Origin of the sequence: Kitasatospora sp. NPDC001261 (genome assembly GCF_042896795.1) — a bacterium.
Classification (GTDB): Bacteria; Actinomycetota; Actinomycetes; order Streptomycetales; family Streptomycetaceae; genus Kitasatospora.
On sequence record NZ_JBIAXP010000003.1, the window covers coordinates 213,763 to 238,737 of the forward strand.

The 24,975-nt window shown below is 74.8% G+C and carries 21 protein-coding genes; 11 read left to right on the top strand and 10 right to left on the bottom strand.

Annotated features, from left to right (window positions below):
- Window positions 1–123: 123 nt before the first annotated feature.
- Together ACFY4B_RS05925 and ACFY4B_RS05930 are read left to right on the top strand one after the other, a co-directional pair.
- The gene (locus ACFY4B_RS05925) at window positions 124–1,710 is read left to right on the top strand and encodes a lipase maturation factor family protein (RefSeq protein ID WP_387966746.1); all 1,587 of its coding nucleotides are present in this window, start codon (window positions 124–126) and stop codon (window positions 1,708–1,710) included.
- Window positions 1,711–2,030: 320 nt separating this feature from the next.
- Window positions 2,031–4,313, top strand: a complete 2,283-nt coding sequence (locus ACFY4B_RS05930; RefSeq protein WP_387966632.1) for a hypothetical protein — start codon at window positions 2,031–2,033, stop codon at window positions 4,311–4,313.
- 118 nt (window positions 4,314–4,431) lie between these two features.
- Here ACFY4B_RS05930 and ACFY4B_RS05935 read toward each other — a convergent pair whose 3' ends face one another.
- Window positions 4,432–5,253, bottom strand: coding sequence for a helical backbone metal receptor (locus ACFY4B_RS05935; RefSeq protein ID WP_387966633.1), 822 nt, complete (start codon window positions 5,251–5,253; stop codon window positions 4,432–4,434).
- Window positions 5,254–5,512: 259 nt separating this feature from the next.
- Between ACFY4B_RS05935 and ACFY4B_RS05940 the strand changes: the two genes are divergently transcribed.
- The 3 genes from ACFY4B_RS05940 to ACFY4B_RS05950 are packed head-to-tail and all read left to right on the top strand — an operon-like array spanning window position 5,513 to window position 8,517.
- Window positions 5,513–6,613 (top strand): ABC transporter substrate-binding protein, encoded by a 1,101-nt coding sequence (locus ACFY4B_RS05940; protein WP_387966634.1) that lies wholly within the window; start codon window positions 5,513–5,515, stop codon window positions 6,611–6,613.
- 3 nt (window positions 6,614–6,616) lie between these two features.
- Window positions 6,617–7,705 (top strand): FecCD family ABC transporter permease, encoded by a 1,089-nt coding sequence (locus ACFY4B_RS05945; RefSeq protein WP_387966635.1) that lies wholly within the window; start codon window positions 6,617–6,619, stop codon window positions 7,703–7,705.
- Window positions 7,702–8,517, top strand: a complete 816-nt coding sequence (locus ACFY4B_RS05950) for an ABC transporter ATP-binding protein (protein ID WP_387966636.1) — start codon at window positions 7,702–7,704, stop codon at window positions 8,515–8,517. The genes ACFY4B_RS05945 and ACFY4B_RS05950 overlap by 4 nt, the downstream gene beginning before the upstream one ends.
- A 32-nt stretch (window positions 8,518–8,549) precedes the next feature.
- On the opposite strand, the gene ACFY4B_RS05955 is transcribed toward ACFY4B_RS05950, so the two are convergent.
- The 4 genes from ACFY4B_RS05955 to ACFY4B_RS05970 all read right to left on the bottom strand — a co-directional run bounded on the left by ACFY4B_RS05955 (window position 8,550) and on the right by ACFY4B_RS05970 (window position 13,289).
- Window positions 8,550–9,539, bottom strand: coding sequence for an L-tyrosine/L-tryptophan isonitrile synthase family protein (locus tag ACFY4B_RS05955; protein ID WP_387966637.1), 990 nt, complete (start codon window positions 9,537–9,539; stop codon window positions 8,550–8,552).
- 94 nt (window positions 9,540–9,633) lie between these two features.
- Window positions 9,634–10,965, bottom strand: coding sequence for a cytochrome P450 (locus ACFY4B_RS05960; RefSeq protein ID WP_387966638.1), 1,332 nt, complete (start codon window positions 10,963–10,965; stop codon window positions 9,634–9,636).
- Window positions 10,966–11,053: 88 nt separating this feature from the next.
- Window positions 11,054–12,427 carry an MFS transporter gene (locus ACFY4B_RS05965; protein WP_387966639.1) on the bottom strand — a complete coding sequence of 458 codons (1,374 nt, stop codon included), beginning with the start codon at window positions 12,425–12,427 and terminating at the stop codon, window positions 11,054–11,056.
- Window positions 12,428–12,686: 259 nt separating this feature from the next.
- The gene (locus ACFY4B_RS05970; protein WP_117490806.1) at window positions 12,687–13,289 is read right to left on the bottom strand and encodes a sigma-70 family RNA polymerase sigma factor; all 603 of its coding nucleotides are present in this window, start codon (window positions 13,287–13,289) and stop codon (window positions 12,687–12,689) included.
- 16 nt (window positions 13,290–13,305) lie between these two features.
- Between ACFY4B_RS05970 and ACFY4B_RS05975 the strand changes: the two genes are divergently transcribed.
- A complete protein-coding gene (locus tag ACFY4B_RS05975; protein ID WP_387966640.1) occupies window positions 13,306–13,572 on the top strand; it encodes a zf-HC2 domain-containing protein in 267 nt (88 codons plus the stop codon).
- 327 nt (window positions 13,573–13,899) lie between these two features.
- Here ACFY4B_RS05975 and ACFY4B_RS05980 read toward each other — a convergent pair whose 3' ends face one another.
- Window positions 13,900–14,832, bottom strand: coding sequence for a hypothetical protein (locus tag ACFY4B_RS05980; RefSeq protein WP_387966641.1), 933 nt, complete (start codon window positions 14,830–14,832; stop codon window positions 13,900–13,902).
- 758 nt (window positions 14,833–15,590) lie between these two features.
- On the opposite strand from ACFY4B_RS05980, the gene ACFY4B_RS05985 reads away from it, so the two are divergent.
- Window positions 15,591–16,820 (top strand): cytochrome P450, encoded by a 1,230-nt coding sequence (locus ACFY4B_RS05985; protein ID WP_387966747.1) that lies wholly within the window; start codon window positions 15,591–15,593, stop codon window positions 16,818–16,820.
- Between the two features lie 136 nt (window positions 16,821–16,956).
- Here ACFY4B_RS05985 and ACFY4B_RS05990 read toward each other — a convergent pair whose 3' ends face one another.
- Together ACFY4B_RS05990 and ACFY4B_RS05995 are read right to left on the bottom strand one after the other, a co-directional pair.
- Window positions 16,957–17,664, bottom strand: a complete 708-nt coding sequence (locus ACFY4B_RS05990) for an N-acyl homoserine lactonase family protein (protein WP_049652745.1) — start codon at window positions 17,662–17,664, stop codon at window positions 16,957–16,959.
- Window positions 17,665–17,721: 57 nt separating this feature from the next.
- A complete protein-coding gene (locus ACFY4B_RS05995; RefSeq protein WP_049652743.1) occupies window positions 17,722–18,180 on the bottom strand; it encodes an Lrp/AsnC family transcriptional regulator in 459 nt (152 codons plus the stop codon).
- A gap of 228 nt (window positions 18,181–18,408) precedes the next feature.
- Here ACFY4B_RS05995 and ACFY4B_RS06000 point away from each other — a divergent pair, with 228 nt between their 5' ends.
- The 3 genes from ACFY4B_RS06000 to ACFY4B_RS06010 are packed head-to-tail and all read left to right on the top strand — an operon-like array spanning window position 18,409 to window position 21,218.
- Window positions 18,409–19,038 (top strand): LysE family translocator, encoded by a 630-nt coding sequence (locus ACFY4B_RS06000; protein ID WP_387966642.1) that lies wholly within the window; start codon window positions 18,409–18,411, stop codon window positions 19,036–19,038.
- A gap of 22 nt (window positions 19,039–19,060) precedes the next feature.
- Window positions 19,061–20,536, top strand: a complete 1,476-nt coding sequence (locus ACFY4B_RS06005; protein ID WP_387966643.1) for a CoA transferase — start codon at window positions 19,061–19,063, stop codon at window positions 20,534–20,536.
- 46 nt (window positions 20,537–20,582) lie between these two features.
- Complete coding sequence (locus ACFY4B_RS06010) at window positions 20,583–21,218, top strand: DUF6461 domain-containing protein (RefSeq protein ID WP_387966644.1); 636 nt, start codon at window positions 20,583–20,585, stop codon at window positions 21,216–21,218.
- 103 nt (window positions 21,219–21,321) lie between these two features.
- Here ACFY4B_RS06010 and ACFY4B_RS06015 read toward each other — a convergent pair whose 3' ends face one another.
- Window positions 21,322–21,921, bottom strand: coding sequence for an HdeD family acid-resistance protein (locus ACFY4B_RS06015; RefSeq protein ID WP_049652737.1), 600 nt, complete (start codon window positions 21,919–21,921; stop codon window positions 21,322–21,324).
- Between the two features lie 173 nt (window positions 21,922–22,094).
- On the opposite strand from ACFY4B_RS06015, the gene ACFY4B_RS06020 reads away from it, so the two are divergent.
- Entirely contained in the window at window positions 22,095–23,996 is a 1,902-nt protein-coding gene (locus ACFY4B_RS06020) for an NAD-binding protein (RefSeq protein ID WP_387966645.1), read from the top strand.
- A 113-nt stretch (window positions 23,997–24,109) separates the two neighbouring features.
- Here the strand turns inward: ACFY4B_RS06020 and ACFY4B_RS06025 are convergent, their stop codons facing one another.
- Entirely contained in the window at window positions 24,110–24,895 is a 786-nt protein-coding gene (locus ACFY4B_RS06025) for an enoyl-CoA hydratase (RefSeq protein WP_074004199.1), read from the bottom strand.
- Window positions 24,896–24,975 lie beyond the last annotated feature (80 nt).

Consider the following 24,975-nt stretch of genomic DNA (forward strand, 5'->3'; position numbering starts at 1 on the left):
GGGTTCGCCGGGATGCCCACGGGATCCCCCCGGGATTCCGCCGGGCCGAGCGGGTGAACCGTCCCCGCTCCGCCGCCCCGACCGGGCCCGCGCCCGGGGTGCCGGGTGGTAGGCATGGGCCGCATGGACTGGTTCGCCGCCCCCGACTACTGGCTGAGCCGGCTGCTCGTCCAACGCCTGCTCGCCGCCCTCTACCTGATCGGATTCCTGGCCGCCGCCGCGCAGTTCCGCGCCCTGATCGGCGCCGACGGCATGCTGCCGGTGCCCCGGTTCACCGCCAGGGTCCCGTTCCGCCGATCCCCCGGCCTGTTCCACCTCCACTACAGCGACCGGTTCTTCGCCGCCGTCGCCTGGAGCGGCGCAGCCCTCGCCGCCGCGGTGGTGGGCGGGCTCGCCGACGCCGTCCCGCTCTGGGCGTCCGTCCTGCTGTGGGCGGTGCTCTGGGTCCTCTACCTCTCCATCGTCAACGTCGGGCAGACCTGGTACTCCTTCGGCTGGGAGTCCCTGCTGCTCGAAGCCGGCTTCCTCGCGGCCTTCCTGGGCAACGCCGACACCGCCCCGCCCACCCTGGTGCTGTGGTTGATGCGCTGGCTGGTCTTCCGGGTCGAGTTCGGCGCCGGACTGATCAAGCTGCGCGGCGACAGCTGCTGGCGGGACCTGACCTGTCTCCGGTTCCATCACGAGACCCAGCCGATGCCCGGACCGCTCAGCTGGTTCTTCCACCACCTGCCCGCCCCGGTCCACCGCGTGGAGGCCGCCGCCAATCATTTCGTCCAACTCGTCGTACCGGTGGGCCTGCTGCTGCCGCAGCCGATCGCGAGCTACGCGGCCTGCGCCGTCCTCGTCACCCAGTTCTGGCTGGTCGCCTCCGGCAACTTCGCCTGGCTCAACTGGCTGACCATCGTCCTCGTCCTCGCCGCCGTGCAGCCGGCCCGCCTGGGCCTGCCCGTCCACGCCCGCGCCTACCCCGGCGCGCCGCTCTGGTACGAGGCGCTCGTGATCGCGTTGACCACCACCGTCGTGGTGCTCAGCTACTGGCCGGTGCGCAACATGCTCTCCCGCGCCCAGGCCATGAACCGCTCCTTCAACCGGCTCCACCTCGTCAACACCTACGGCGCCTTCGGCAGCGTCAACCGGCTCCGCCAGGAGGTGGTGGTCGAGGGCACCGACGAGGCCGTGCTCACCCCGCACACCGTCTGGCGCGAGTACGGCTTCAAGGGCAAGCCGGGCGATGTCCGCCGGCTCCCGCGCCAGTTCGCGCCCTACCACCTGCGGCTCGACTGGCTGATGTGGTTCGCCGGCATCTCGCCCGCCTACGCCCGCCCCTGGTTCCTGCCCTTCGTCACCCGCCTGCTGTCCGGCGACCGGGCCACCCTGCGCCTGCTGCGCCACAACCCGTTCCCGGACGCCCCGCCGACCCACGTCCGGGCGACCCTCTACCTCTACCGGTTCACCGATTGGCGCGAACTGCGGGAAACCGGCGCGTGGTGGCACCGCACCGCGCTCGGTGAGTACCTCGCTCCGGTCGATCTGCACGCCGTCGGCCGGGCCGGGTACCGGCCGCCGCTCGGCCGACGGGGACCGGCACGGGGACGCGGCGTACGGGAGGTGCCGCTGGAGCGGTTCCGTCGGCCCGGCAGGCGACGGGACATGCGGCCGGACCGGCGGCCCGGGCCCTCCGGCGGAGAGCGGCGGGAGGACGCGGGATGAGGGCCGGCGGTGTGGAGCCGTGAGCAGCGGAGACACCCGTCCGGACCAATGCCGGGCCACTTCCGGACCAGCTCCGGAGCGGCGCCGGACCACCCGGTCGGACCGCCCGAGTGGCGGCCAGGCGGGCGGTATGGCACACGACACCCGCCCGTCCGGGCGGTGGGTGCGTGCAAGGCTCGAACGGGCACCCGTATTCTGGGCGTCCACACCGGCAGCCCGACCGCGCGCCCCCTAGCCCCGCCCCAGGGGCGACCCCGCGCACCCGGTCCGCCGCCCCCTCGCCGCCAGCCCCGCCGTCGACGCCCAGAACCGGACCTCACATGACAGTGCTTCACTCGCGCAACGCCGACGCAGCCGACCCGGCGGACGTCGCCGACGCCGCAGACGTCAAGGACCCCCAGGACGCCGCCGCGGAGCCCGACCTCCGCGAGGACCTCGGCCGCTACGCCGAGCTCGGGGCCTTCACGCTCACCGCCGAGACCCACGCCTGGTACGCGGCCGTCGACACCGTCGCCACCCCCGAGGACGCCCGCGCGGCCTCCACGGCCCTCGCCGAACTGCGCGGCAGCGACCTCCAGCAGACCTGGGAGGCCGTCCTCTCCCTCGCCGCCGACACCAAGCTGGACGAGCCCGACACCGTCGCCAAGACCGCGCTGCTGGTCGAGATGCTCCAGCGGGTGCACCGCACCTCCGCGGCCCTCTTCCCCGCCGCGTACGACGCCGACCTCGGCGCCCTCGCCGCCGCCACCGCCGACAGCACCTGGCGCCGCGAGAACGGCGTCAAGCTCTCCTGGCTGCGCGGCCGCTCGCTGCGCAAGCAGGCCGTCGCGCTCGCCACCGACCGCCGCATCCGCCGCGAGGACCTGCACGAGGCCCTCACCTCCGCCGAGATCGAGCGCCGCGCCTGGGCCGCGCTCGCCCCGGCCGGCACCCTCCCGCGTGTGCCCACCGACGGCGCCCTGGTCGACCGCACCGCCCAGGCCTTCGAGACGATCAACACCGGCCTGCGCGGCCTCGCTCGCCTGCTGCCCGACCACGACCTCGACGGGCTGCCCTTCGCCGAGCTGATCGACCTGGTCGAGCGCCTCGCCGCCGACGAGGGCACCCTCTACCGCCTGCCCACCATCCGCGGCCTGCGCGCCGGCCTCGAGGAGGCCGGCCTCGCCGACCTGCTCGCCGAACTCGCCACCGCCAAGGCCGACCGCCGCGCCGCCGAGGCCGCGTACACGGCCCGCCAGGCGCTGGCGAGCGGGCAGCGGGACGGGCTGGCGGAGAAGAGCGCCGCTGCTGTCGAGGCGGCGCCGGTCGAGGAGCCGGGTGCCGAGGACGCTGCCGGTGCTGTGGCCGAGGCCGATGCTGAGGCCGATGCCGATGCCGATGCGGATGTCGACGGTGCGACCGGTGCGGAGGAGGCTACGGCCGAGGAGTCCGGGACCGAGGAGCCGACCGACCGGGCCGACGCCGAGGCGGCTGCCCTGCAGGCGCTGGCCGGTGGACAGCGGGACGGGCTCGTGGAAGAGGCCCCGGCCGCGGTGACGGCTCCGGTGGAGGACGCCGAGGAGACCGCTGCGGCGACTGCGACTGCCGAGGTCGAGACCGAGGAAGAGACCGAGGAAGAGACCAAGGCCCAGGTCGAGATCGAGGCCGACTCGGCGTCGGCCGCGGTTGCCGCTGACGACGACCCGGAGGCGGCGCAGGCCGAGGAGGAGACCTCGGCCGCTGTGGTCTCCCTCCCGGCGCCCTCCCCGGCAGCCGACGACCTGGTGGCTGCCGCGACCGCCGCCCTGGCCGAGGCCGCGGCCGCGGACGAGACGACGGTGGACACGGAGCCGGAGGCCGCCCCGCTCGCTGAGGCTGACGAGGCCAAGGAGACCGCGGTCGAGGTCGCGGTCGAGGAGCCGGTTGTCGAGGCCGCTGAGATTGCCGTCGAGGCCGAGGTTGTGGCCGAGCCGGTTGTCGAGGCCGAGCCCGAGGCCGTTGCGGTGGAGCCCGCTGTCGAGGCGTCGGCCGTGGAGGCTGATGAGCCTGCGGTTGAGGTCGAGGCGGTCGTCGCTGAGGTTACGGTCGAGGTGGTCGTCGAGGCCGTTGTGGTGGAGCCCGTGGCCGAGGCGCCGGCCACCGTGCCTGCCGTTGAGGCGGAGACGGTCGAGGCCGAGGTCGAGCCTGTGGTCGAGGCCGAGGCCGTTGTGGTGGAGCCCGCCGTCGAGGAGTCGGCCGCCGTGACTGCCGTTGAGGCCGAGGCTGTGGTTGAGGCCGAGCCCGAGAGCGTTGTCGAGGAGCCCGTCGTCGAGCCCGAGGCCGTCGCCGAGGAGCCCGCCGTCGAGCCCGAAGCCGAGCCCGAGCCCGTCGCCGCCGTCGAGGCGCCCACCGCCGAGCCCGAGGCCGACGCCCGTCCCGCGAAGCCGGACTTCACGCCTGGCCGCCCCGTGACCGCCTACTCCGCCGACGAGCTGCTCGCCGTCGTGCGGTGGGTGGACGGCGACGGTGCCGAGCGGACCGATGAGGAGCTGCTGCGGGCGGCCATGAAGGAGCTGGGCTTCGCCCGTCTTGGCCCCCGCATCAAGGAGGCGCTGGGCGCCGCCGTGGCCGCCGCGCGCGGCTGACGACGTACGGCCACACAGGCCGAGGGCCCGGGACGCGAGCACGCGTCCCGGGCCCTGTCGTGTTCCGGGGCGCCCTGTGGCGACGTACGCCGGTCCCCAGGTGTCACGGGCGGTCGTCCTACGAGGCGTCCGGACCGCCCGGACCGAGGGGGTGGTCGAGGGCGTGCCGCAGTACGGCCGGGGCAGTCACCAGCGACGGTCCGTACCAGGTCAGGTGCCGTCCGCTGACCAGTGCCGCCGGTGTGCCCGGGAACGCCTCCGGGCCGTCCTCGGCGGTGAAGCGGTACGGCTCGTCCGGCAGGACCACCAACTCGGGCTGGCAGGCGAGCAGTTCGGGCAGTGGAACGGCCGGGTAGCGCTCGGGGTGGGCGGCGTGGACGAGTCGCAGGCCCAGGCGGCGCAGCAGGTCCCCGGCGAAGGTGTCGCGGCCGAGGACCATCCAGGGGCGGCGCCAGATCGGGACGACGGTCCGGGGGCCGTCGGCCTCCGGGGGCGCGCCGCCGCTTCCGACGGAGGCCCAGGCGGCCTCCGCCTCGTCCAGCCAGGCGGGCCGGGGCAGCCCGCAGGCGGTGGTCAGCAGCCGGTGCAGGGAGCGGAAGGCGTCGTCCAGGGTGCGGATGTCGGTGACCCAGACCGGGACGCCGGCCGCCCGCAGCGCGTCCAGGTCGGGGCGCCGGTTCTCCTCGTCGTTGGCGAGGACGAGGTCGGGCGCGAGCGCGAGGATGCGCGGGACGTCCGGGTTCTTGGTGCCGCCGATCCGGGTGACGGACAGGTCGGCGGGGTGGCTGCACCAGTCGGTGGCGCCGACCAGCAGGCCGGGCGCGGTGGCGGCGACCGCCTCGGTCAGTGACGGCACCAGCGAGACCACCCGGCGGGGCGGGCGCGGTCCGAGCCGGACGGGGAGGTCGAGGTCGTCGCGCGGGGCGGTGGGGTCGGCCATCCGGTCAGCCTACGTCCGGCCCCCGGCGAGGGGGCGTACGGACGGCGACCGGCCGCGCGCGGCACCGGAGACCCGCTGCCGGGAACTCGCTGCCGGCCGCGCATCGCCGGAGACCAACCGCCGGGAACCCATCGCCCGGGCCGTCCGACTACCTGGTCCGGGTCCGCAGCACGGGCCCTCAGTACGACCACCCGGTGCCAGGGCCGAGCCCGGTCACCCGGACCGTCACCGAGCACCATCACCGACCAGGAGAGTTGTCATGCGCCCTCGTGTCGTCTGCGGAATCGCGGCCGCCGTCGCCCTGTTCGCCACGGCCTGCGGAAGCGGGACCGGGGGCGGGTCGAGCGCCTCCGTCACCGTCCGGCCCGACGCCGGCGGTGGTTTCCCCGTCACGGTCGCCGACTGCGCGGGCAAGGAGACCACCATTGCCAAGGCGCCCGGCAGGATCGTCACCAGCAACGCCTCCAGCCTGGAGCTGCTGCTCCGACTCGGCGCGGGGGAAAGGGTGATCGGCACCGGCTTCCCGCCCGGCAAGGGCACCCTGCCCGCCGCGCTCGCCGAGCAGGGCGCCAAGGTGCCGGCGCTCGGGGACAAGAGCATCCCCAAGGAGAAGCTCCTCGGCTCCGGCGCCGACCTCTACGTGGACACCTTCGGTGCGATGCCGATGATGGGCGGCGGCGCCACCGGGCCGAGCGAGGAGGAGTACGCGGCGGCCGGCATCCAGCACGTGTACCTGCTCTCCACCGCCTGCGCCGGGACGCCGAAGGCCGCCAAGGCGCCGCGCACCGACCTGGCCGGGATCGAGGAGGACGTCCGCCGGCTCGGCGCCGTCACCGGCACGGCCGCGCGGGCGGAGGAGCTGGTCGCGGGGATGGAGAAGCAGCTCGGCGAGGTCCGCACCGCGCTCGCCGCCGTGCCGGAGGGGCAGCGGCCGAGCTACTTCGTCTTCGACTTCGACGCCGGCACCAAGCAGCCGGTGGCGGTCTGCGGCCGGCAGGTCGCCAACGCCGTGATCACCCAGGCCGGGGCGCGCAACGTGTTCGCCGACTGCGACGCCGACTTCAAGCCCGGCTCCTGGGAGGACGTGGTCGCCAAGAACCCGGACTGGATCCAGCTGGCCGTGCGCAACCGGGGCAGCGAGGAGGCCACCCGCAAGGCCTTCGACGAGGCCGAGGCCTTCCTGAAGGGCTTTCCCGCGACCCAGGGCCTGAAGGCCGTCCAGGAGGGGCACTTCGTCCGGCTCGGCTCCGAGGTGACGACCATCGCGGGGGTGCGCAACGCCGACGCCGTCCGGCAGATCGCCGCGACCGTCCACCCTGACCTCGTCAAGGCCCCCGACCTCGCCAAGAACGGGCAGTAGCCGGTGACGTCGGCCACCGCTCGGAAGGAGCGCGGCGAAGTCCGCCCGGCCCGCATCCTGCGGGCCGGGCCGCTGGCCGCCGTCCTCGTCGTCGCCCTGGTGCTCGCGCTGACCGCCGCCGTCTCGCTCGGCTCGGTGGACGTCCCGGCCGCCGAGGTCTGGTCGGTGGTCGCCCGCCGGCTCACCGGCCGGGCCCCGGAGCCAGGCACCCGTGATCTCATCGTCTGGCAACTGCGCGTCCCCCGTGCCCTGTTGGCGGCCGTGGTGGGCGCCGGGCTCGGCCTGGTCGGCACCGCCGTGCAGGCCCTGGTCCGCAACCCGCTCGCCGACCCGTACCTGCTCGGCATCTCCTCCGGGGCCTCGCTCGGCGCGGTCGCCGCGATCGTCCTCGGCACCACCCTCGGGCTCCAGCTCTCCTTCGGCAGCGCGCTCGGCCTCACCGTCTCCCTGGCGGCGTTCGCCGGCGCGCTCGCCGCGTTCTCGCTGGTCTGGCTGATGGCCCGGCGCGGTGGCGGCTTCTCCCCGCTGCGCCTGGTCCTCGCGGGCATCGGCATCGCCCAGTTCCTCGGCGGCATCACCAGCTACCTGGTCCTGCAGACCCGCGACGAGCAGCAGACCAGGGGCGTGCTGTTCTGGCTGATGGGCAGCCTCGGCGGCGCCGTCTGGGCCCAACTCGTCGTCCCGGCCGTCGCGGTGGCGCTCGGGCTGGCCCTGCTCCAGGCCCGCGCCCGGGGGCTCAACGCGATGCTGATGGGCGACGAGACGGCCGCCGGGCTCGGTGTGGACGTCGCCCGGCTGCGCCGCGAGGTCTTCGTCGTCACCAGTGTGCTCACCGGGGTGCTGGTCGCCGTCTCCGGGGCGATCGGCTTCGTCGGGCTGATGGTGCCGCACGTGTGCCGGCTGCTGGTCGGCGCCGACCACCGGCGGCTGCTGCCGCTGTCCGCGCTCACCGGGGCGCTGCTGCTGGTCGTCGTCGACACCGTGGCCCGCACCGCCCTGGACGGCCAGGAACTGCCGATCGGCGTGGTCACCGCCGTCCTCGGCGCCCCCACCCTGCTCTACCTGCTGGACCGACGACTGGAGCGCAGTTGAGGATCGCCGTCGAGGACCTGAGTGTCGCCCTGGCCGGCCGGACGGTGCTGGCCGGGGCCAACCTGATCGCCGAGGAGGGGGAGATCGCCGGACTGGTCGGACCCAACGGCAGCGGCAAGTCCAGCCTGCTGCGCACCGTCTACCGGCACCTGCGGCCCAGCGCCGGGCGGGTGCTGCTGGCCGGGCGGGACCTGGCGGAGCTACGGCCCGCCGAGTCCGCCCGGCACATCGGGGCGCTGCCCCAGGAGCGCGGCGGGGACTTCGAGTTGAGCGTCCGCGAGGTGGTCGCGATGGGCCGCACGCCCTACAAGCGGGCCTTCGCGGCCGACGACGCCGAGGACCGCCGGATCACGGCCGAGGCGCTGGCCCGGGTCGGCATGGCAGGGGCCGCCGACCGCCGGTTCGCCCAACTGTCCGGCGGGGAACGGCAACGGGTGCTGCTGGCCCGGGCGCTCGCCCAGCAGCCGGACGTCCTGGTGCTGGACGAGCCGACCAACCACCTGGACGTCCGGCACCAGGTCGAACTGCTCGCCCTGCTCCGGGAGCAGCGCCGCACCACCCTGGTGGCCCTGCACGACCTCAACGCCGCCGCCTCGGTCTGCGACCGGCTGCACGTCCTGCACCGCGGCGCCCTGGTGGCCTCCGGGACGCCGCGCGAGGTGCTGACCGCCGAGCTGCTGGCCGAGGTCTTCGGGGTGCGGGCCGCGGTGGTCGAACACCCGCTCACCGGCGACCCGTTGATCGCCTTCGACCACCGCGCCCCGGCAGCGGCGGCGGAGGTGGAGGCGGAGGCCGCCACGCCGGGGCGCTAGGTGTTCCGTCCCTTCCCGTACGGGACCGTGTCCTAGCGGCACTCGTAGTGGCTCGGCCGGCCGTCCCGCAGGACCAGTCGGCCGAGCCGGGCGGCCTCGTCGCTGCGCAGCAACTCCCGCCGGCCGTCGGCGCGGTGGAGCACGGAGGAGTGCCAGGGGGTGGTCCAGGAGTCGGCCGCCGCCAGCAGTCGGATGCCGAACTTGGACGCCCCGGCCGGCTGCGGGTGGATGGAGAGCCGGACGGCGCGCGGGTGGTATTCGGCGATCAACTCGCCCCAGGCGCGGCTGCGCTGGATCACGCCGTAGGCGCGACGGCGGCACTCCCGCTGGAGGGCGGAGCGGGTGCCGGTGAAGCCGACGGTGTCCTCGGTGAGGAAGCGGGTGATGCCCCGGTAGAGCCGCAGGGTCTCCTCCTCGGTCAGCACCTGTTCGCGCAGCTCCTCGACGCTCGGCGCGTACCGGGCGTGCACCCGGGCGCGCTTCTCGTCGTACGGGAGGTCGCCGAGGACGGCCCGCAGGTCGAAGGTGTCGAGGTGGGCCAGGCCCTCGCGGGCGATCATGGCGGTCAGGGCGTCCGAGTAGGCGTCTATGTGGTCGTCCGGGACGTTGATCAGGTCGCCGAAGATGTGCCCGTCCGAGCAGATCAGGATGCGCGCACCGGGTGCGTGCAGGCGGCCGATCTCGGCGCACAGGCCGTCGAGGAAGGTCAGCGACAGCCGTTCGCCCTCGTCGGGCAGGTGGCCGAGCACCTTCGCGGGGTTCGGCGACTTGCAGGGGAAGCCGGGCAGGGTCAGGACGATCGGTTCGCCGGCGGCGATGAAGTCCGCCAACTGCGCCAGCTGGAGCGGGAAGTGCTCCGGGCGGGCGTCGAACTCCGGGTCCGCGGCGCGGCGGTGCGGCAGCAGCAGGCCGAGGACGCGGGCGGCGAGGGCGGCGGCGGTGGTGCCGGTGTCGGGGGCGGTGGTGTTAGTGGTGAGGGCGTCGGGGGTGATGACGGCAGGGGCGGTGCCGACGGGCGGCATGGTGGGTCCTCCACGAAAGGCGGTGCGGTACGGGTTTCGGGCTCCGGGCGGTCGGAGCCGGACGGTCGGAGCCGGGGCGCGGTGCGCCCGGGGGTCAGCGGCGGTGGTCGTAGGCGACCGGCAGCCGGTTCACCCCGCGGGCCAGGACGGCGGGGACCCAGGCCAGGTCCGCCAGGCCGTCGCCGGGCGCCTCGGCCGGACGCAGCCCGGGCAGCCGGGTGAGCAGGGTGGCGACGGCGACCTGGAGTTCGGCCCGGGCCAGCGCGGCGCCGGGGCAGTAGTGGATGCCGTGGCCGAAGGCCAGGTGGGCGTTGGGCGTGCGGTCGAGGTCGAGGCGGTCGGGCTCGGGGAACTGCGCGTCGTCGCGGTTGGCGGCGCAGAGCGAGACGATCACCGAGTCGCCGGCCGGGACGGTGGTGCCGAACAGGTCGCTGTCCTCGGCGAAGAACCGCCAGGTGGTGAGCTCGAACGCGGCGTCGTGGCGCAGCAGTTCCTCCACCGCCCGGGCGAGCCGGCCGGGCTCGTCGACGCCCTCGCGCAGCCGGGCGAGCTGCTCGGGGTGGCGCAGCAGGGTGACCAGCATGGTGGTGATCTGGTTGGTGACCGGCTCCTGCCCGGCGACCAGCAGCTGGAACACCATCGAGTCCAGCTCCGCGCGGCTCAACTCGCCCGCGTCATGGGCTGCGACGAGCCGGCCCAGCAGGTCCTCCTGCGCCGCCCAACCGGGCTCCCGGCAGTCGGCGCGCTTACGGGCGACGACGTCGGCGATGTACGTCTGGAGGCCGCGCAGCCGGGCCTCGTACGCCGGGCGGCCGGGGTCCTGCGGGCCGACCGGCTGGACCACCTTGCCCCAGTCCCGGTCGAAGCGGTCCGCCAACTCGGGCGGCAGGCCGATGACTTCGGCGAGCACCCGGAAGGGGTAGTGGGCCGCGAAGCCGGCCACCAGGTCCGCGCCGCCGGACTCCGGCAGCTCGTCCACCAGGGCGTCGGCCAGCTCCTGGAACCGGGGGCGCAGCGACTCCACCCGGCGCGGGGCGAAGGCGTCGAGCACGAGCCGGCGCATCGAGGTGTGCTTGGGCGGGTCCTGGTGGAGCAGGTGGACCTGGAGCTGCGAGTGCTGGGGCTCGGGCATGATCGACGCGAGCCGGCGCCAGTTGTCGTTGCCGAGGGTGTGGTTCTTCCCGAGGCGGGGGTCGTTGAGGGCCGCGTGGGCGGCCCGGTAGCCGGTGACCAGCCAGGCGTGGATGCCGCTGGGGAACTCCACCCGGTGCACCGGCCCGACCTCGCGCATCCGCTGGTAGAGCGGGTACGGGTCGCGCTTGTACGCGGGACCGTACAGCGGGACGGGGGAGGGCAGCCGGTCGTACCCGTACGGGCAGCGCGGGGCGTCGTCGGTGGCGGCCGGGTCGGGGATCGTGTCGGTCATCTGAGGAGGTCCTTCGGTGGGGAGGGGGTGGTGGTGAGGTGCGCTCGGGCGGGTGCGGCGCGGTGCGGTGCAGTGCGGGGTGGGGCGGTCAGGGCCTGGGGCGGCGGTGCAGGGCGAGCAGCGCGACGGCGGTGGCCGCGACGAGGGCGGCCAGGGCGATTCCGGCCCGGGTCCCGGTGGTGTCGCGGGCCCAGGCCAGGGCGGTGGCGGTCGCGAGGGCCGGGCCGAGCGCGAAGCCGAGGCTGCGGGCGAGTTGGACGGCGGAGCCGGCGGTGGCGAGCTTCCCGGGTGGGGAGGCGGACATCACCAGGGCCTGGGTGGGGCCGCCGTTGAGGCCCATCCCGGCACCGGCGAGGGCGAGTCGCGCGGCGATCTCGGGGGCGGACCAGCCGGTGTCCAGCGGGACGAGCAGGGCCAGGCCGAGGGTGGTGACGGCGGCGCCGGTGAGCGCGGTCGGGCGGGCGCCCCAGCGGTCGGCCAGCCGGCCGCCGACCCGGCCGGCCAGCACCATGCCGAGCGGGAACGCCAGCATGGTGAGCGCGGTGGCGGTGGCGCTCTCGCCCCGAGGGCCGCGCAGGTGCTGGGCGAGCAGGTAGTGGCAGGCCGCGAAGCCGGCGGCGAGCGCCAGCACGGAGGCGTTGACCCCGGCGGTCCCGGCGGCCCGCAGCACCTCGGCCACCGGTCGGCCGCCCGGGCGGCGCAGCCAGAGCAGCACCAGCGGAACGGCGGGCAGGACGAGCAGCAGCCACAGCGCGGACTTCGGGGCCAGGGTGAGCCCGAGCAGGACGGCGGCCACGGCGGCGCCGATCAGCGCGGCGTCGCCGAGCGAGGACCGGTCGGGCGGCCGCAGTCCGCCGCGGCGCGGGGCGTGGCGCCGCACGATCAGCGCGGCGGCCAGGCAGACCGGCAGCTTCACCAGGAAGATCGCCCGCCAGCCCAGGTGGTCCAGCAGCAGACCGCCGATCACCGGCCCGGTGACGGCGCCGAGCGGACCGAGCGTCGCGGGCACGCTCATCGCCCGGCCGCGCAGCTCGGGCCGGACGGAGGTCGCGGCGAGCACCGGCATCAGGACGAAGAGCACGGCCCCGAAGGCGCCCTGGAACAGCCGGGCCGCGATCAGCCAACCGGCCCACGGGGCGCAGGCGGCCAGCACGCTGCACAGGGCGAAGCAGCCGACCGCGAGCAGCAGGGCCGAGCGGGTGCCGACCTGGTCCAGCCAGCGACCGGCGGGCAACAGCAGGGCGACGAGCGGGAGTTGGTACCCGAGGACGGCCCACTGGGCGACCCCGGGGGAGACGTGCAGGCCGGCCGAGATGTCGGTGAGCGCGAGGTTGACCACGTTCATGTCGAGCATCGCGACGAAGGACAGCAGTCCGGCGGCGACGACCAGGCTCCAGCGGTCCGCCGGTGGTTGCTGACGCTCCGTCAGAGATGAGGCGGTCGGGGTTGGTTGCGCCGTCATGAAGTCCCTCCGTCTCCCGTACTGCTGTACCGGACGCCGCCTCGGCGGCGGGGTCCGGTACAGCAGTCGGTGGCGAGGGGGCTCCGGTTCCGAACACTTGGGGGATTTCTTCTCGATAGCCGGAAGCTGACGGCTGGCAGCGGACAACGGACAGACGACAGACGACAGCTTTCAGCGAACAGATAACAGATTTCGAAATCTGTTATCTGTTCGCTGTCAGTTGTCCGCCGCTGCCCGCTGCCCGCCGCCCGCCCGCCGCTCAGCAGGCGGTCGCGAGCTCCCCGGCCTCGGCGGCGCGCAGGCGTGCCACCAGCTCCTCCCGCGCCCGGGCGACCCGGGAGCGGACGGTCCCGACGGGGCAGCCGGCGACCTCGGCCGCCTCGGCGTAGCTCAGGCCGACCACCTGCGTCAGCACGAAGGCCTCGCGCCGCTGGGCGGGCACCCGGTCGAGCAGGTCGCCGAGCGCGACTCCGTCCTCGAACCCGGCCGTCGGTGCGCCGCCCTGCCGCTCCGCTGCCTCCTGCCAGTCCGGCAGGGCCGCGCAGCGCGGCCGGGCGGCGGCCATCCGGTACCGGTCGATCACCGTCCGCCGGGCGATCGACAGCAGCCAGGTGCGGGCGGAGGAGCGCCCCGCGAACGCGGGCAGGCCGCGCAGTGCGCGCAGGAAGGTCTCCTGGGCGAGGTCGTCGGCGGACTGCACGTCGGTCAGGTGGGCGACGAAGCGCCAGACGTCCCGCTGGGTCGCCCGGACGAAGGCCTCGACGTCGGCCGCCCGTCCGGAGCGGGCGGTCAGCGCCAGTGCGGTGAGCTGCTCGTCATCCACGGCGGCCCCCCGCCCGGCCGGTCCCGGCGGCACGGCCATGCGGGACGATGGTCGTATGAGATGCGCGCAGTTCCGTACCGCTCTGTCCGCCCGGCTCGACGGCGAACCGAGCGGTCTGCCGGAGGTACGGCTGGACAAGCACGTCGCGCGCTGCGCCGGCTGCCGGGAGTGGCTGGCCAGGGCCGAGCAGCTGCACGGCCGGGTGCGGGCGGGCGCCACCGACGGGCCCTCGCCCGAGTGGTCGGCCCGGCTGCTGGCCCGGCTGGGCGAGGGCGGCCCCGAAGGCCGTGCTCCGGACGGACCGCGGTCCGTCGAGCGCTAGGCGCGGTGGGCGTGCCCGGCGGGGCGGGCGCGTCCGGGGGAGCGGGAACGGCGGGACGGTGGCGCCGGCCGGAGCCGGTGCGCCGTCGAAGTCAGGCATGGGAAGGTCCCGAGGGGAAGGCGGGGAGCGGCACCGCGCAGGGCGGCACCGTCGGCGTCCATGGGCAGCCGCGCGGCACGCCGGCCCTGGGGAGGCGCGGCGGCGGACGACGGCCCGCACCCTGACGGCACGACGGCGCGGGGCGCGGCCGTACGGCAGGGCGACCTGCCCGTCGCGGGGTCCCGGTGGCCGGAGGTGGCCGGGCGGGGAGAAGCAGCGGCGGGCGCGTCAGCAGGCGAGGGCGAACGCCGGCGGCCCGCGCCGGACCACGGCATGCGTCAGCAGCACCGACCGGGGCGGCCGGGCCCGGTCGTCGGCCGGGCGGGGCGGTGCCGGGGCCCGGTAGCCGAAGGGGCGCGCGAACAGCGCCAGCAGCGGGAGCAGGAGCGCGCCCGCGACCACCGCGCCGAGCGCACCGAGCAGCTCGAAGAGCCGGACCAGCGCCGCGTCGCCGCGCCAGAGCAGGAGCGCGCACGCCAGCGCGGCGAGCACGTGGGCGGCGGCCATTCCCGGTGACATGCCGTGGGACATCCCGTGCGCCATGTCGTGCGCCGGTCCTTGCGCCGGTGCGCTCACCAGGTCCTGCGCCGTGCCGTACGACCCGCCGCCGTACGACCCGCCGCCGTGCAACGCGCCGTCGGGCATCATGTGCGGTCCGTCGGGCATCCCGGTCATCCCGGGCAGGCCCGCGTCCACGGCGGTCGCGCCCGAGCCCCCGTGGTGCGTCCCGGCCGCCGGCCGCAGACCGCCGGTGGCCGGCGGGACGTCCGGGTCGATGCCCGCCATCCGCGCCAGTTCGACCGGGGAGAGCCCGCCGGGCGCCCGGTCGGGGTTGCAGAGCAGGAGGGCGGCCCAGTCCGTGGTGGCGAGCCGGCCGAGGCCGCCGCCCCCTCGGGAGAACGCCGCGGCCTGTTCGAACAACTGGTGCAGCGCGGTCTGCGCCACGACCATCCAGAGGCTGATCACCCCGAGTCCGCGCCGCTTCCCGGCGAGCAGCCAGGTCAGCCCGAGGACCGCCCCGGACCCGCCGGCCAGCACCGTCGGAGAGACTCCGGATCCGGCCATGGCGACGTGCGCGGTGGCGGCCATCGCCACGCACAGCGCGGCGAAGACCACGGCGCGCAGCAGGCGGATCCGGTCGGTCATCACGATGGCACTCATCGTCGCACCCGCCCTGCCCGGCCCGTAGCGCACCCTCCGGTCATGGCCGGTTCTGTGCCGTGAGACCATGCCCGGCCGCCGGCCCCCGGAGCCCGCCGGATCACCACCCGGTTCGGCCCACCGACCCGACGCGACGAACCGAACAACGGCTCGTAGGACCATCGGGGCGGTTTGACAGCACGTACCCCATTGCTCACTTAATGTGCACCACCCCGTACGGTGCGTATCGGGACGACGCTGTTCAGAAGCAGGGAGGTCCGGCCTTGGAGACCCCGACGGATACCTCGGCGCCCATTGCCGACAATGCCAAGTCCGCTGCCCCCACGGAGCCGACCGTCCCGCAGCAGGCGACAGGCCGGAAACAGGCGACGGCCGTGGTTGAAGTCGAAGCCGAGGAACTCGGCGAGCAGGCCGAAGCCGCCGCCCCGGCCGGAGCTGTCGAACCGGCCGAAGCCGTCGAGCCGGCTGAAGCAGAGGAGTCGGCCAAGGCTGAGGAAGCTGCCGGACCGGCCGAAGCCGCCGAGTCGGCCGACGTCGCCGGACCAGCCGAAGCCGCAGAGCGGGCCGAAGCCGAAGAGCCGACCGAAGCCGCGGAGGCGGCCGGAACCGCTGAACCGGCCGAGGCCGCAGAGCAGGCCGACCCACCCGGATCCACCGAGCCCGCCGACGAGGCCGACCCCGCCACCCCGGCTGAAGCAGCGGAGTCGGCCGAGGCCGCCACCCCGGCCGAGCCCGCGAAGCCGACCGAGCCCGCCGCCCTGCCCGCGTCCGTCGACCTCGCGGACCCCGGCTTCTGGCAGCTGCCCGCCCCCGACCGCGCCGCCGCCTTCGCCGAGCTGCGCCGCCGCCCCGGTCCGATGTTCTTCGGCGACCGCGCCACCGGTCGCGGCTTCCACGCCCTGGTCCGTCACGCCGACGTGGTCGAGGCCAGCCGCACCCCCGCCGTCTTCCTCAGCGGCCCCGGTGTGACCACCCCCGTCCCGGCCCGCTGGGTCCGGCTGCTGTTCGGCGACTCGATGGTGAACCTGGACGACCCCCGCCACGCCCAGCTGCGCCGGATCGTCTCGCGGGCGTTCACCCCGCGGCTGCTCGACCGGGTCGAGGAGGACGTCCGGCGGATCAGCACCGAGCTGGTCGACCGGATCGAGCGGGAGCGGCCGGAGGACTTCGTGACCGCGGTCGCCGCCGAACTCCCGTTCCAGGTGATCTGCACCATGATGGGCATCCCGGAGCGGCCGCGCCGCACCATCCTCGACCTGGTCAACCGCACCTCCGAGGACATCGGTGTGGCCCGGCCGCTGCGCCGCCGGCTGCGGGTGCCGGGGCGCGGGCTGCGGGCGCTCGCCCGGATGCAGGGCATCGTCGCCGGGATCGGCCGCCGTCGCCGTCGTCGGCCGGAGGAGGACCTGATCTCCGCGCTGGTCACCGCCGACGTGGACGGCCGCCGGCTCACCGGACGCGAGCTGGGCGCCTTCTTCAGCCTGCTGCTGGTCGCCGGGGTCGAGACCACCCGCAACGCGCTGGCCCACGGCCTGCACCTGCTGACCGTCCACCCCGAGCAGCGCGCCCTGCTGCTCGAGGACCTCGACGGACGGCTCGGCGGCGCGGTGGACGAGATGGTCCGCCACGCCACGCCGATCATCCAGTTCAACCGGACCCTCGCCGTCGACCACGAGCTGGGCGGCTCCGGCGGCCCGCTGCTGCGCGCGGGGGAGAAGGTCGCGCTGTTCTACGGCTCGGCCAACCGCGACGAGGAGGTCTTCCCCGACCCCGACGTCTTCGACATCACCCGCACGCCCAACGCCCACCTCGGCTTCGGTGGCGGCGGTCCGCACTACTGCCTCGGCGCGCACCTGGCCCGGCAGGAGATGACGACGCTGTTCCGCGAGCTGTTCACCCGCCTTCCCGAGGCGCGGTCGGTCGGCGAGCCGCAGCTCGTCCCGTCCAGCTTCGACCACCGGGTCCGCTCGCTGCGCTTCACCTTCTGAGCCTCCTGAGCGCCCCGGCCGCCCTAGATGTCCCGGCTGCCCCGGCCACCCTGGGCGCCCCGGAGGTCCAGGCCGCCCCGGACGCCCCGGACCTCCTGAGCGCCCGGTCCCCTCCGGACAGCCGGGGCTCCGGCGGCTACTCGGCCGGCTCCCAGACCGCGTTGTCGTGCGCGAACAGCACCCGGTGCGGCCCGTGCTCGGCCACCCGGTCGAGCCAGGCCCGGTACCCGGGCAGCGGCGGGGCCACGCCCTCGCGCACCGCCCGCCGGGCGAGCACCGCCTGCCCGTACTCGGAGGCGAAGTCGTAGGCCTGCCCGGCCAGCAGGACCGGCCCGCCGCCCGGGCGGTCCACCAGCAGCGACTGGTGGCCCCCGGTGTGGCCGGGGGTGGGCAGCACCCGGACGCCCGGCCAGACCTCGGCCTCCCCGTCGAGTTCGCGGTACTCGGCGCCGGGGAAGTCGACCAGCGCGTCGATGGTGTACCCGCCGCGCCGGGCGGTGGCCAGCTCCTCCGCCTGGACCAGGACGGGCGTGCCGGCGAACAGCGGGTTGCCGCCGCAGTGGTCGAAGTGGAGGTGGCAGTTGACCACCAGGTCGATGTCGGCGACGGCGACCCCGGCCGCCGCGAGCGCCTCCGGCAGCGGGCGGCGGACCGGGCGGTAGTGCGCCTCGGTCTCCGGTTCGCCGCCACCGATCCCGGTGTCGAACAGCAGCAGCCCCTCCGGACGCCGGACCAGGTACGCGAGCACCGGTTCCACGCGCGGCTCCGGGCCGCCCACTTCGGTGGCCGGTCGGACGAAGTACCCCAGGTCGAGACGGCGGATCACGTGCAATTCAGCCCCCATGTCGCAGTGCGTCGCTCTGCCCCCGTACGGGCGGCCGCGCGGGCCCCCGTTCGCACCCTACCCGCCGACCGGCAGCCCCCGGTCGGCCTTCACCTGCTTCATCGTCAGGTGCGAGTTGACCTGCGCGATGCCCGGCAGGCCGGAGAGCACGTCGGTGATGAAGCGTTCGTACGCGGCGATGTCGGCCACCGCGATCCGCAGCAGGTAGTCGGGCTCGCCGAACAGCCGGTGGGCCTCCACCACTTCCGGCAGCTCGGCCACCCGGCGCTCGAACTCGGCGACCGTCACCTGGTCCTCGTGACGCATGGTGATCGTCACGAAGGGCTGGAACCCGCGCCCGACCGCCGCTCCGTCCAGCACCGCCCGGTAGCCGCGGATCACACCGTCCTGCTCCAGTTGACGCACCCGGCGCAGGCAGGGGGACGGGGTGAGGTCCACCCGGGAGGCCAGCTCGGCATTGGTCAGGCGCCCGTCCTGCTGGAGCTCGCGGAGGATTCTGCGGTCGATTCGGTCCATGGCGCAACATTCTGCCAAAACGCCGCTCCGACCAGCACGAAGTCGCCATCGCGTGCCAGCCCGATCCGGCTACCTTCAGTGACCGAACCCGCTGCCGGGTCACACCGGCAGATCCCCCGGGCACCCCGGCAGGCCGCTGGAACAACCTCCGGCCGACCCGCCGGAACGACCCCCGGCCGATCCGCCGGGCCCACACCGCGACGAGCACGACAGGCCACGCCCACGCCCATGGACACCCACGCCCTCCTCCTCTTCCTCGGAGTCGACCTCCTGCTGGTCTGCACCCCGGGCCCCGACTGGCTCTACATCGCCGCCCGCGGCCTCGGCCAGGGACGCCGTGCCGCGCTGATCGCGGTCGGCGGGGTCTGCGCCGGGTACGCCGTCCACACGCTGCTCTCCAGCGCCGGACTGGCCGCCGCGCTGCGCGCCGTCCCGGCCGCCCTGCCCGTGCTGCGCCTCACCGGCGCCGCGTACCTGCTGGTGCTGGCCGTCATGATGCTGCTGGCGCTGCGCAAGAGCGGGGGCGCCGCCGCCCTCGCCGCGCCCAAGCCGCAGCCCACCGCGACGGTGCTGCGCCAGAGCATGCTGACCGCGCTGCTCAACCCCAAGGGGCTGCTGCTCTACCTGTCCCTGGTGCCGCAGTTCGTCGACCCGGACGCCGCCCTGCCGGTCGGCGGCCAGGTGCTCGCGCTCGGCTCGCTCAACGTGCTGGCCTGCGCGGTGGTGTACGGGCTGGTCGCGTACGCCAGTGGGCGGCTCGGCGGTCGGTTCGGCGGCACCCCGCGGGCGGCCCGCCGGATGACCATGGTCTCGGCGGTGCTGTTGATGCTGGTGGCGGGCGTCACAGCGAGCGCCTGAGAACGGGAGCACAATGCCGGGCATGACCGAGCGCCCGTTGCCAGAAGGAACCACCGCGGCCACTGGAACCACCGGAACGGCGGCAGCCGCCGGAGCCGTCGACCGCCCGACCGCCCACGCCTGGGCGGCTCTCGGCGGACCGCCCGAGTTGCTGGAGCGGGTGACCTTCCACGGCCCGGAGGACGTCCTGCCCTCCGGGCTGCCGGTGCGCCGGCTCGCCCGGGCCACCGTGGCGGTCTGTTCGCTGGCCGCCGCCGAGCTCGCGTCCCACCGCGCCGGCGGTTCGGCGCCCCTGGCCGCGTCCGTCCCCGCCGTCCGGGTGGACCAGGGGGCCGTCGCCACCGCCTTCGTCAGTGAGCGGCACCTGACGGTCGACGGCCGCGCGCCCGTCAACTTCGCCCCGCACTCCGGCTTCTGGCGCACCGCCGACGGCTGGGTGCGCACCCACGCCAACTACCCGCACCACCGGACCCGGCTGCTCTCCGCCCTCGGCCTCGCCGCGGACGCCGGGCCCGAGCAGCTCGCCGAGGTGCTCGGCAGGCTGCCGGCCGAGCTGATCCAGGAGCGTGCGTACGCGGCGGGAGCGCTCGCGGTGGCCGTCGTGCCGGTGAGCAGCGCCGTGCACCCCCTCGTGGAGCACCTGGAGGTCGGCGCCGCCGCCGGAACCGCGCCGGTCCGCCCGCTCGGCCAGGCCCCGGTGGACCGGCCCGCCGCCGGGATCCGGGTCCTCGACCTGAGCCGCGTGATCGCCGGACCGGTGGCCACCCGTACCCTCGCCCTGCTCGGCGCCGACGTCCTGCGGGTCGACTCGCCCCGGCTGCCCGAGGCCGACGACGCCCACGCCGACACCGGTTTCGGCAAGCGCTCCACCCGCCTCGACCTCGCCGAGCCCGCCGACCGCGCCGTCTTCGACGGCCTGCTCGCCACCGCCGACGTCGTCGTCTCCGCGTACCGCCCCGGCTCCCTCGACGCCCACGGCCTCGGCCCCGACGCGCTGTTCGCCCGTCGCCCGGACCTGATCCTCGCCCAGCTCTGCGCCTGGGGCTGGACCGGCCCCTGGGCCGGGCGGCGCGGCTTCGACAGCCTGGTCCAGGCGGGTGTCGGCATCGCCGCCCACGAGGCCGCCCCCGAGACCGGATCCGCCACCGGCGGCCGCCCCGGCGTGCTGCCCGCCCAGGCCCTCGACCACGGCACCGGCTACCTCGTCGCCGCCGCCGTGCTGCGCTCCCTCACCGACCAGCGCACCCGCCGCCCCGGCGGCCGCCACCTGCGCTTCTCCCTCGCCGGCACGGCCTCCTGGCTGCTGCACGGCATCGAACCGGAGACGCCGCGGGGAGGCCCGTCCGAGCCCTACGACCCCGCCCGCCGGCTGGCCGAGGTCGACTCCCCGTACGGGCGGCTGCGCCACGCCCTGCCGCCGATCGGGTACGAGGGGGCGCCCGCCGACTGGTCGCGCCCGCCGGGGCGTTGGGGAACGGACGAGCCGGTCTGGCTCTGACGGCCTCGGGCGGGCGCTGTCCGAGGCGTCTGGCAGCATCGCCGTCATGACCGCACACGCCATGGACTACACCTGGTTCACCCGGCGCTACCCCGTCCTGGGTGAGGCCTGCTGCCTCACCCAGGTGCAGGGGCTCGAGGCCGGTGAACTGCTGCGCCGCTTCAACGCCCTGCCGGGGACGGGTGCCGTCGGGCTGGAGGAGGTGGTGGCCCGCTGGAGCTCCTACACGAACGGGGCCGACGCCGAGGCCAGGGAGCTGTTCGACCCCGCCGAGGACCGGCTGCTCGTCGCCGTCACCGAACTCGACGGCTGGGCACTCGCGGTGGAGCCCTTCGGCTACCTCGGCATCCTGGAGAAGGAGATCCTCCGGCTCGCCGAGGGCACCCGGCTGGTCTCGCACTACCGCAACGCCCTGGGGGCCGACCACTTCCACTGGTGGGAGCACGGCATCCAGCGGCTGCACTTCGAGCCGCTCTTCCCCGACCAGCGGGACGGCACGGACGCCGAGGCGCCCGGCATCCCCGAGCTGCTGACCGCCTGCGGCTTCGAGCTGGAGGCGGAGGCGTACGACCTGTGCGGCGAGGCCGCGTTCGCGCTCGCCGAGCGGCTGACCGACGTCCGGCTCGACCCGGAACGGCTGGAGGCCGCGACCTTCCGGATCGGCTACGCCCCGCGTCCGTGAGCCGTTCCGTGCCCGTGAGCCGCTCCGCGTCCGTGAGCCGTTCCGCCCAGCGCCGAGGCCGCGCCCCGGCGGGACGCGGCCTCGGTGTACCGGACGGCTGTTGTCAGACCCCGGACGGGATCTGCTTGGCCCGGCTGCGGACCTGGAGCGCCGTCACGATCTCGACCAGGCCCAGGATCACCAGCCAGCACCCGGACAGTACGGCCAGCGCGGTGATCGACCCGACCGGCCACACCATCAGCAGCACACCGGCCAGGGTGTTGGCCACGCCCGCGAAGGCCTGCCAGCCCCGGGCGGGCATCATCGGGTCGGAGATCGCGGCGGCGAGCTGGGTGATGCCGCGGAACAGCCAGCCGATCCCGATCCAGAGCGCGAGCAGCAGCAGCGACTGCACCGCACTGCGGAAGCAGAGCAGTCCCAGCAGCACGCAGATCGCGCCGCTGATGAAGGCCAGCACCCGCAGCGCGGTGGTGGAGTGGGTGCCGAACGCGGCGATCAGCTGCACGATGCCGATCACCAGCAGGTAGAGGCCGAACAGCACGCCCACCACCAGGAGCGTCTCCCGGGGCCAGGCGAAGACCACGATCCCGAGGGCGAGCGAGGCGAGTCCGGCGACCAGCAGGACCTGCCAGGCGGCCTTGGCGAGCAGTCCGAGCGGACCCTGGACCGGGGTGCCGTCGGGGGTGATGATCGGAGGGGCCACGGTGGCGTACTCCTCGGGGCTGACGCCGGGGCGGCCGGCTGACGGGCAGGGAACGAACCCCAGCCTCTCCGCGCCACGGCCGTACCGCGCGTCGGATACGGCCGTTCGGGGGATTCGCCGCGGTCGCCGGAACGTCACCCTCCGGACACTTGCCGTCGATACCATCCGTCGGTATGACTTCTGAAGGGTGGGGGACCCCTCCGGTCGAGCCGATCAGCCAGCACTACATCGTCTGCGGGGGCAACGCGCTGGCACACCGACTGGTCCTGGAACTCGTCGAGCACTACGAGGTGCCGGTCGTCGTCCTGGTCGCCGACCGGACCCGCGACCACGCGCCGCAGATCGAGCAACTCTCCGGCGTGGCGGCGGTCGTGGAGTACACCAGCGTCACCGAGGAGGCGCTGCGCGCGGTGTCCATCGGCACCGCGCGCGGCCTCGCCCTGGTCGAGGGGAGCGACCAGGAGAACATCCACGCCGCGCTCAGCGCGCAGAACCACAACCCGGACATCCGCATCGTGTTCCGGATGTTCAACCAGCGGCTCGGCGAGAACATCGAACGGCTGCTCAGGAACGGTGCCGCGCTCTCCGGCTCCGCCACCGCCGCCCCGGCCTTCGCCTCCGCGGCGCTCGGGCGGCCCAACTCGGTGGAGATCGAAGGGCGTTACCTGCACATCGCGTTCGACGACGACATCACCTCCGACCGGATCTGCGTGGTCGCCGACCAGATCGACCGGCAGGACCTCGGCAGGATCCGGCTGCTGCCCGAGCAGCAGGGCGACTCGGCCGAATTCGTCCGGCTCGCCGCCGAGTTCGGCGACCAGGGGCCGATCCGCCCCGGTGGCGTACGGCCCGAACCGGCGCCGTCGGCCGAACCAGCGCCGCCGGCCGAACCGGAGCCTTCGGCCGGGCCGATGCCGCCGGCCGGTCCGGAGCCTTCGCCCGGCCCCGCCCGGGACGGGGAGCCGGGCGGCCGGGCGGCGCTCCAGGTGCTGCGGATCGAGCCCCGGGAACCGATCGACTGGATGAGACGGCTGCGCTGGCGGCTGCTCGACACCATGCGCTTCTTCACCAGCGCCCGGATGCGCCTGGTGCTGCTCACCGCCCTCGCGGCGGTGCTGCTGGCCTTCGGCGTGCTCTGGTACCTCAACCGGAACTTCGGCTGGACCGTCTACATCGCGCTGCTCGACCTGGCCGGCGCCGCCCAGCCGGACCAGCTCTCCGACGTCGCCGCCGGGACGGGGGCGGGCACCGGCGGGTTCTGGCAGCGGGTCGCGCAGGTGGTGATCACCATCTGCGGGATCACCTTCGCGCCGGTCGCCACCGCGATCGCGGTCGAGGTGCTGGGCTCCGGGCGGCGCGGGCAGCCGCGCAACCCCGGGGCGGGCACCCGGGACCACGTGATCGTCGTCGGCCTCGGCAACGTCGGCACCCGGGTCGCGACCCAGCTGCACACCATGGGCGTGCCGGTGGTCTGCATGGAGCGGGACCCGCAGGCGCGCGGCATCGCCGCCGTACGGGCACTGGGGATCCCGGTGGTGATGGGCGACGGCCCGTTCGAACAGCAGCTGCGCCGGGCCCGGCTGAAGCACAGCAGGGCGCTGGTCGCGGTCAGCGGGGACGACGCCACCAACCTGGAGGCGGCCCTGGAGGCGCGCCACGGGAATCCCGAGGTCCGGGTGGTGGTGCGGCTGTTCGAGGACGACTTCGCGAGTCACTTCTACAAGACGCTGGACAACGCGGCCTCCCGGTCGGTGTCCTACCTGGCCGCGCCCGCCTTCGCGGCGGCGCTGATGGGGCGCGAGGTGCGCGGGACGCTGTCGGTGCTCCGGCACGTGCTGCTGATCGCCGAGCTGACGGTGGAGGACGGCAGCGGGCTGATCGGGCTGAACCGGCACGACCTGGAGGACCCGGGCGGCGTCCGGGTGATCGCGGTGCGCTTCGCCCACGGCGGACAGCTGCAGTGGAACTTCCCCGACCGCACCCGGCGGCTGGCCCCGGGCGACCAGATCGTGGTCGCCGCCACCCGCAGCGGGCTCGCTCGGCTGAACACGGTGGCGGTGGAGGAGCAGGGCTGAGCGGGGCTGTCCTCGGACAGGGTTCAGCTGACAGATTTCAGATTTCAACATCTGAAATCTGAAATCTGTCAGCTGTTATCCGTCGGCCGTCAGTTGTCAGCCGTCCTCGGCCGTCAGCGGTTCTGGAACTCCGGCGGGCGCTTCTCGGCGAAGGCCGTCATGCCCTCCTTCTGGTCCGCCGTGGCGAAGGCCGCGTGGAAGAGCCGGCGCTCGAAGCGGACGCCCTCGGCGAGCGTCGTCTCGAAGGCGCGGTTGACGCTCTCCTTCATCATGATCGCGGCCGGGGCGGACATCGCCGCGATCGTCTCGGCGGTGGCCAGCGCCTCGGACAGCAGCTGGTCGGCGGGGACGATCCGGGAGACCAGTCCGGCCCGCTCGGCCTCCTCGGCGCCCATCATCCGACCGGTCAGGCACAGCTCCATGGCCTTCGCCTTGCCGACCGCCCGGGTCAGCCGCTGCGAGCCGCCGATGCCCGGGATGACGCCGAGCTTGATCTCCGGCTGCCCGAACTTCGCGGTGTCCGCCGCCAGCAGGACGTCGCACAGCATGGCCAGCTCGCAGCCGCCGCCCAGCGCGAACCCGGCCACGGCCGCGATCACCGGCTTGCGCAGGGCGCCGAGCCGGTCCCACGGGCCCAGCCAGTCGTCCAGGTAGACGTCCGGGAACCGGTTGCCCTGCATCTCCTTGATGTCGGCGCCGGCCGCGAAGGCCTTCTCCGAGCCGGTGATCACCAGACAGCCGATCTCCGGGTCCCGGTCGAAGGCGGTCGCGGCGGCGACCACCTCGTTCATCAGCTGGGTGTTCAGCGCGTTGAGCGCCTTGGGCCGGTTGAGCGTGATCAGCCCCACCCGGCCCTTGCGCTCGACCAGGATCGTCTCGTAGGTCTCGGTCTCGGTCATCGCCGTCGACTCCCATTTCCGCTGCTCGGCGCCCGTGGGCGCGCCCTGACCACCCAACGATCTACGACGTGCCCCGCCTC

What these genes read in the sequence shown, in the direction of transcription:
- ACFY4B_RS06005 (WP_387966643.1), top strand. Translation starts at nt 19,061, where the DNA reads ATGACCGAGCGCCCGTTGCCAGAAGGAACCACCGCGGCCACTGGAACC.
- ACFY4B_RS05970 (WP_117490806.1), bottom strand. Translation starts at nt 13,289, where the DNA reads ATGGCCGTGCCGCCGGGACCGGCCGGGCGGGGGGCCGCCGTGGATGAC.
- ACFY4B_RS05960 (WP_387966638.1), bottom strand. Translation starts at nt 10,965, where the DNA reads ATGACCGACACGATCCCCGACCCGGCCGCCACCGACGACGCCCCGCGC.
- ACFY4B_RS05935 (WP_387966633.1), bottom strand. Translation starts at nt 5,253, where the DNA reads ATGGCCGACCCCACCGCCCCGCGCGACGACCTCGACCTCCCCGTCCGG.
- ACFY4B_RS05955 (WP_387966637.1), bottom strand. Translation starts at nt 9,539, where the DNA reads ATGCCGCCCGTCGGCACCGCCCCTGCCGTCATCACCCCCGACGCCCTC.
- ACFY4B_RS05980 (WP_387966641.1), bottom strand. Translation starts at nt 14,832, where the DNA reads ATGAGTGCCATCGTGATGACCGACCGGATCCGCCTGCTGCGCGCCGTG.
- ACFY4B_RS05940 (WP_387966634.1), top strand. Translation starts at nt 5,513, where the DNA reads ATGCGCCCTCGTGTCGTCTGCGGAATCGCGGCCGCCGTCGCCCTGTTC.
- ACFY4B_RS06010 (WP_387966644.1), top strand. Translation starts at nt 20,583, where the DNA reads ATGACCGCACACGCCATGGACTACACCTGGTTCACCCGGCGCTACCCC.
- ACFY4B_RS05990 (WP_049652745.1), bottom strand. Translation starts at nt 17,664, where the DNA reads ATGGGGGCTGAATTGCACGTGATCCGCCGTCTCGACCTGGGGTACTTC.
- ACFY4B_RS06020 (WP_387966645.1), top strand. Translation starts at nt 22,095, where the DNA reads ATGACTTCTGAAGGGTGGGGGACCCCTCCGGTCGAGCCGATCAGCCAG.
- ACFY4B_RS05975 (WP_387966640.1), top strand. Translation starts at nt 13,306, where the DNA reads ATGAGATGCGCGCAGTTCCGTACCGCTCTGTCCGCCCGGCTCGACGGC.
- ACFY4B_RS05925 (WP_387966746.1), top strand. Translation starts at nt 124, where the DNA reads ATGGACTGGTTCGCCGCCCCCGACTACTGGCTGAGCCGGCTGCTCGTC.
- ACFY4B_RS05930 (WP_387966632.1), top strand. Translation starts at nt 2,031, where the DNA reads ATGACAGTGCTTCACTCGCGCAACGCCGACGCAGCCGACCCGGCGGAC.
- ACFY4B_RS05965 (WP_387966639.1), bottom strand. Translation starts at nt 12,427, where the DNA reads ATGACGGCGCAACCAACCCCGACCGCCTCATCTCTGACGGAGCGTCAG.
- ACFY4B_RS06025 (WP_074004199.1), bottom strand. Translation starts at nt 24,895, where the DNA reads ATGACCGAGACCGAGACCTACGAGACGATCCTGGTCGAGCGCAAGGGC.
- ACFY4B_RS06000 (WP_387966642.1), top strand. Translation starts at nt 18,409, where the DNA reads ATGGACACCCACGCCCTCCTCCTCTTCCTCGGAGTCGACCTCCTGCTG.
- ACFY4B_RS05995 (WP_049652743.1), bottom strand. Translation starts at nt 18,180, where the DNA reads ATGGACCGAATCGACCGCAGAATCCTCCGCGAGCTCCAGCAGGACGGG.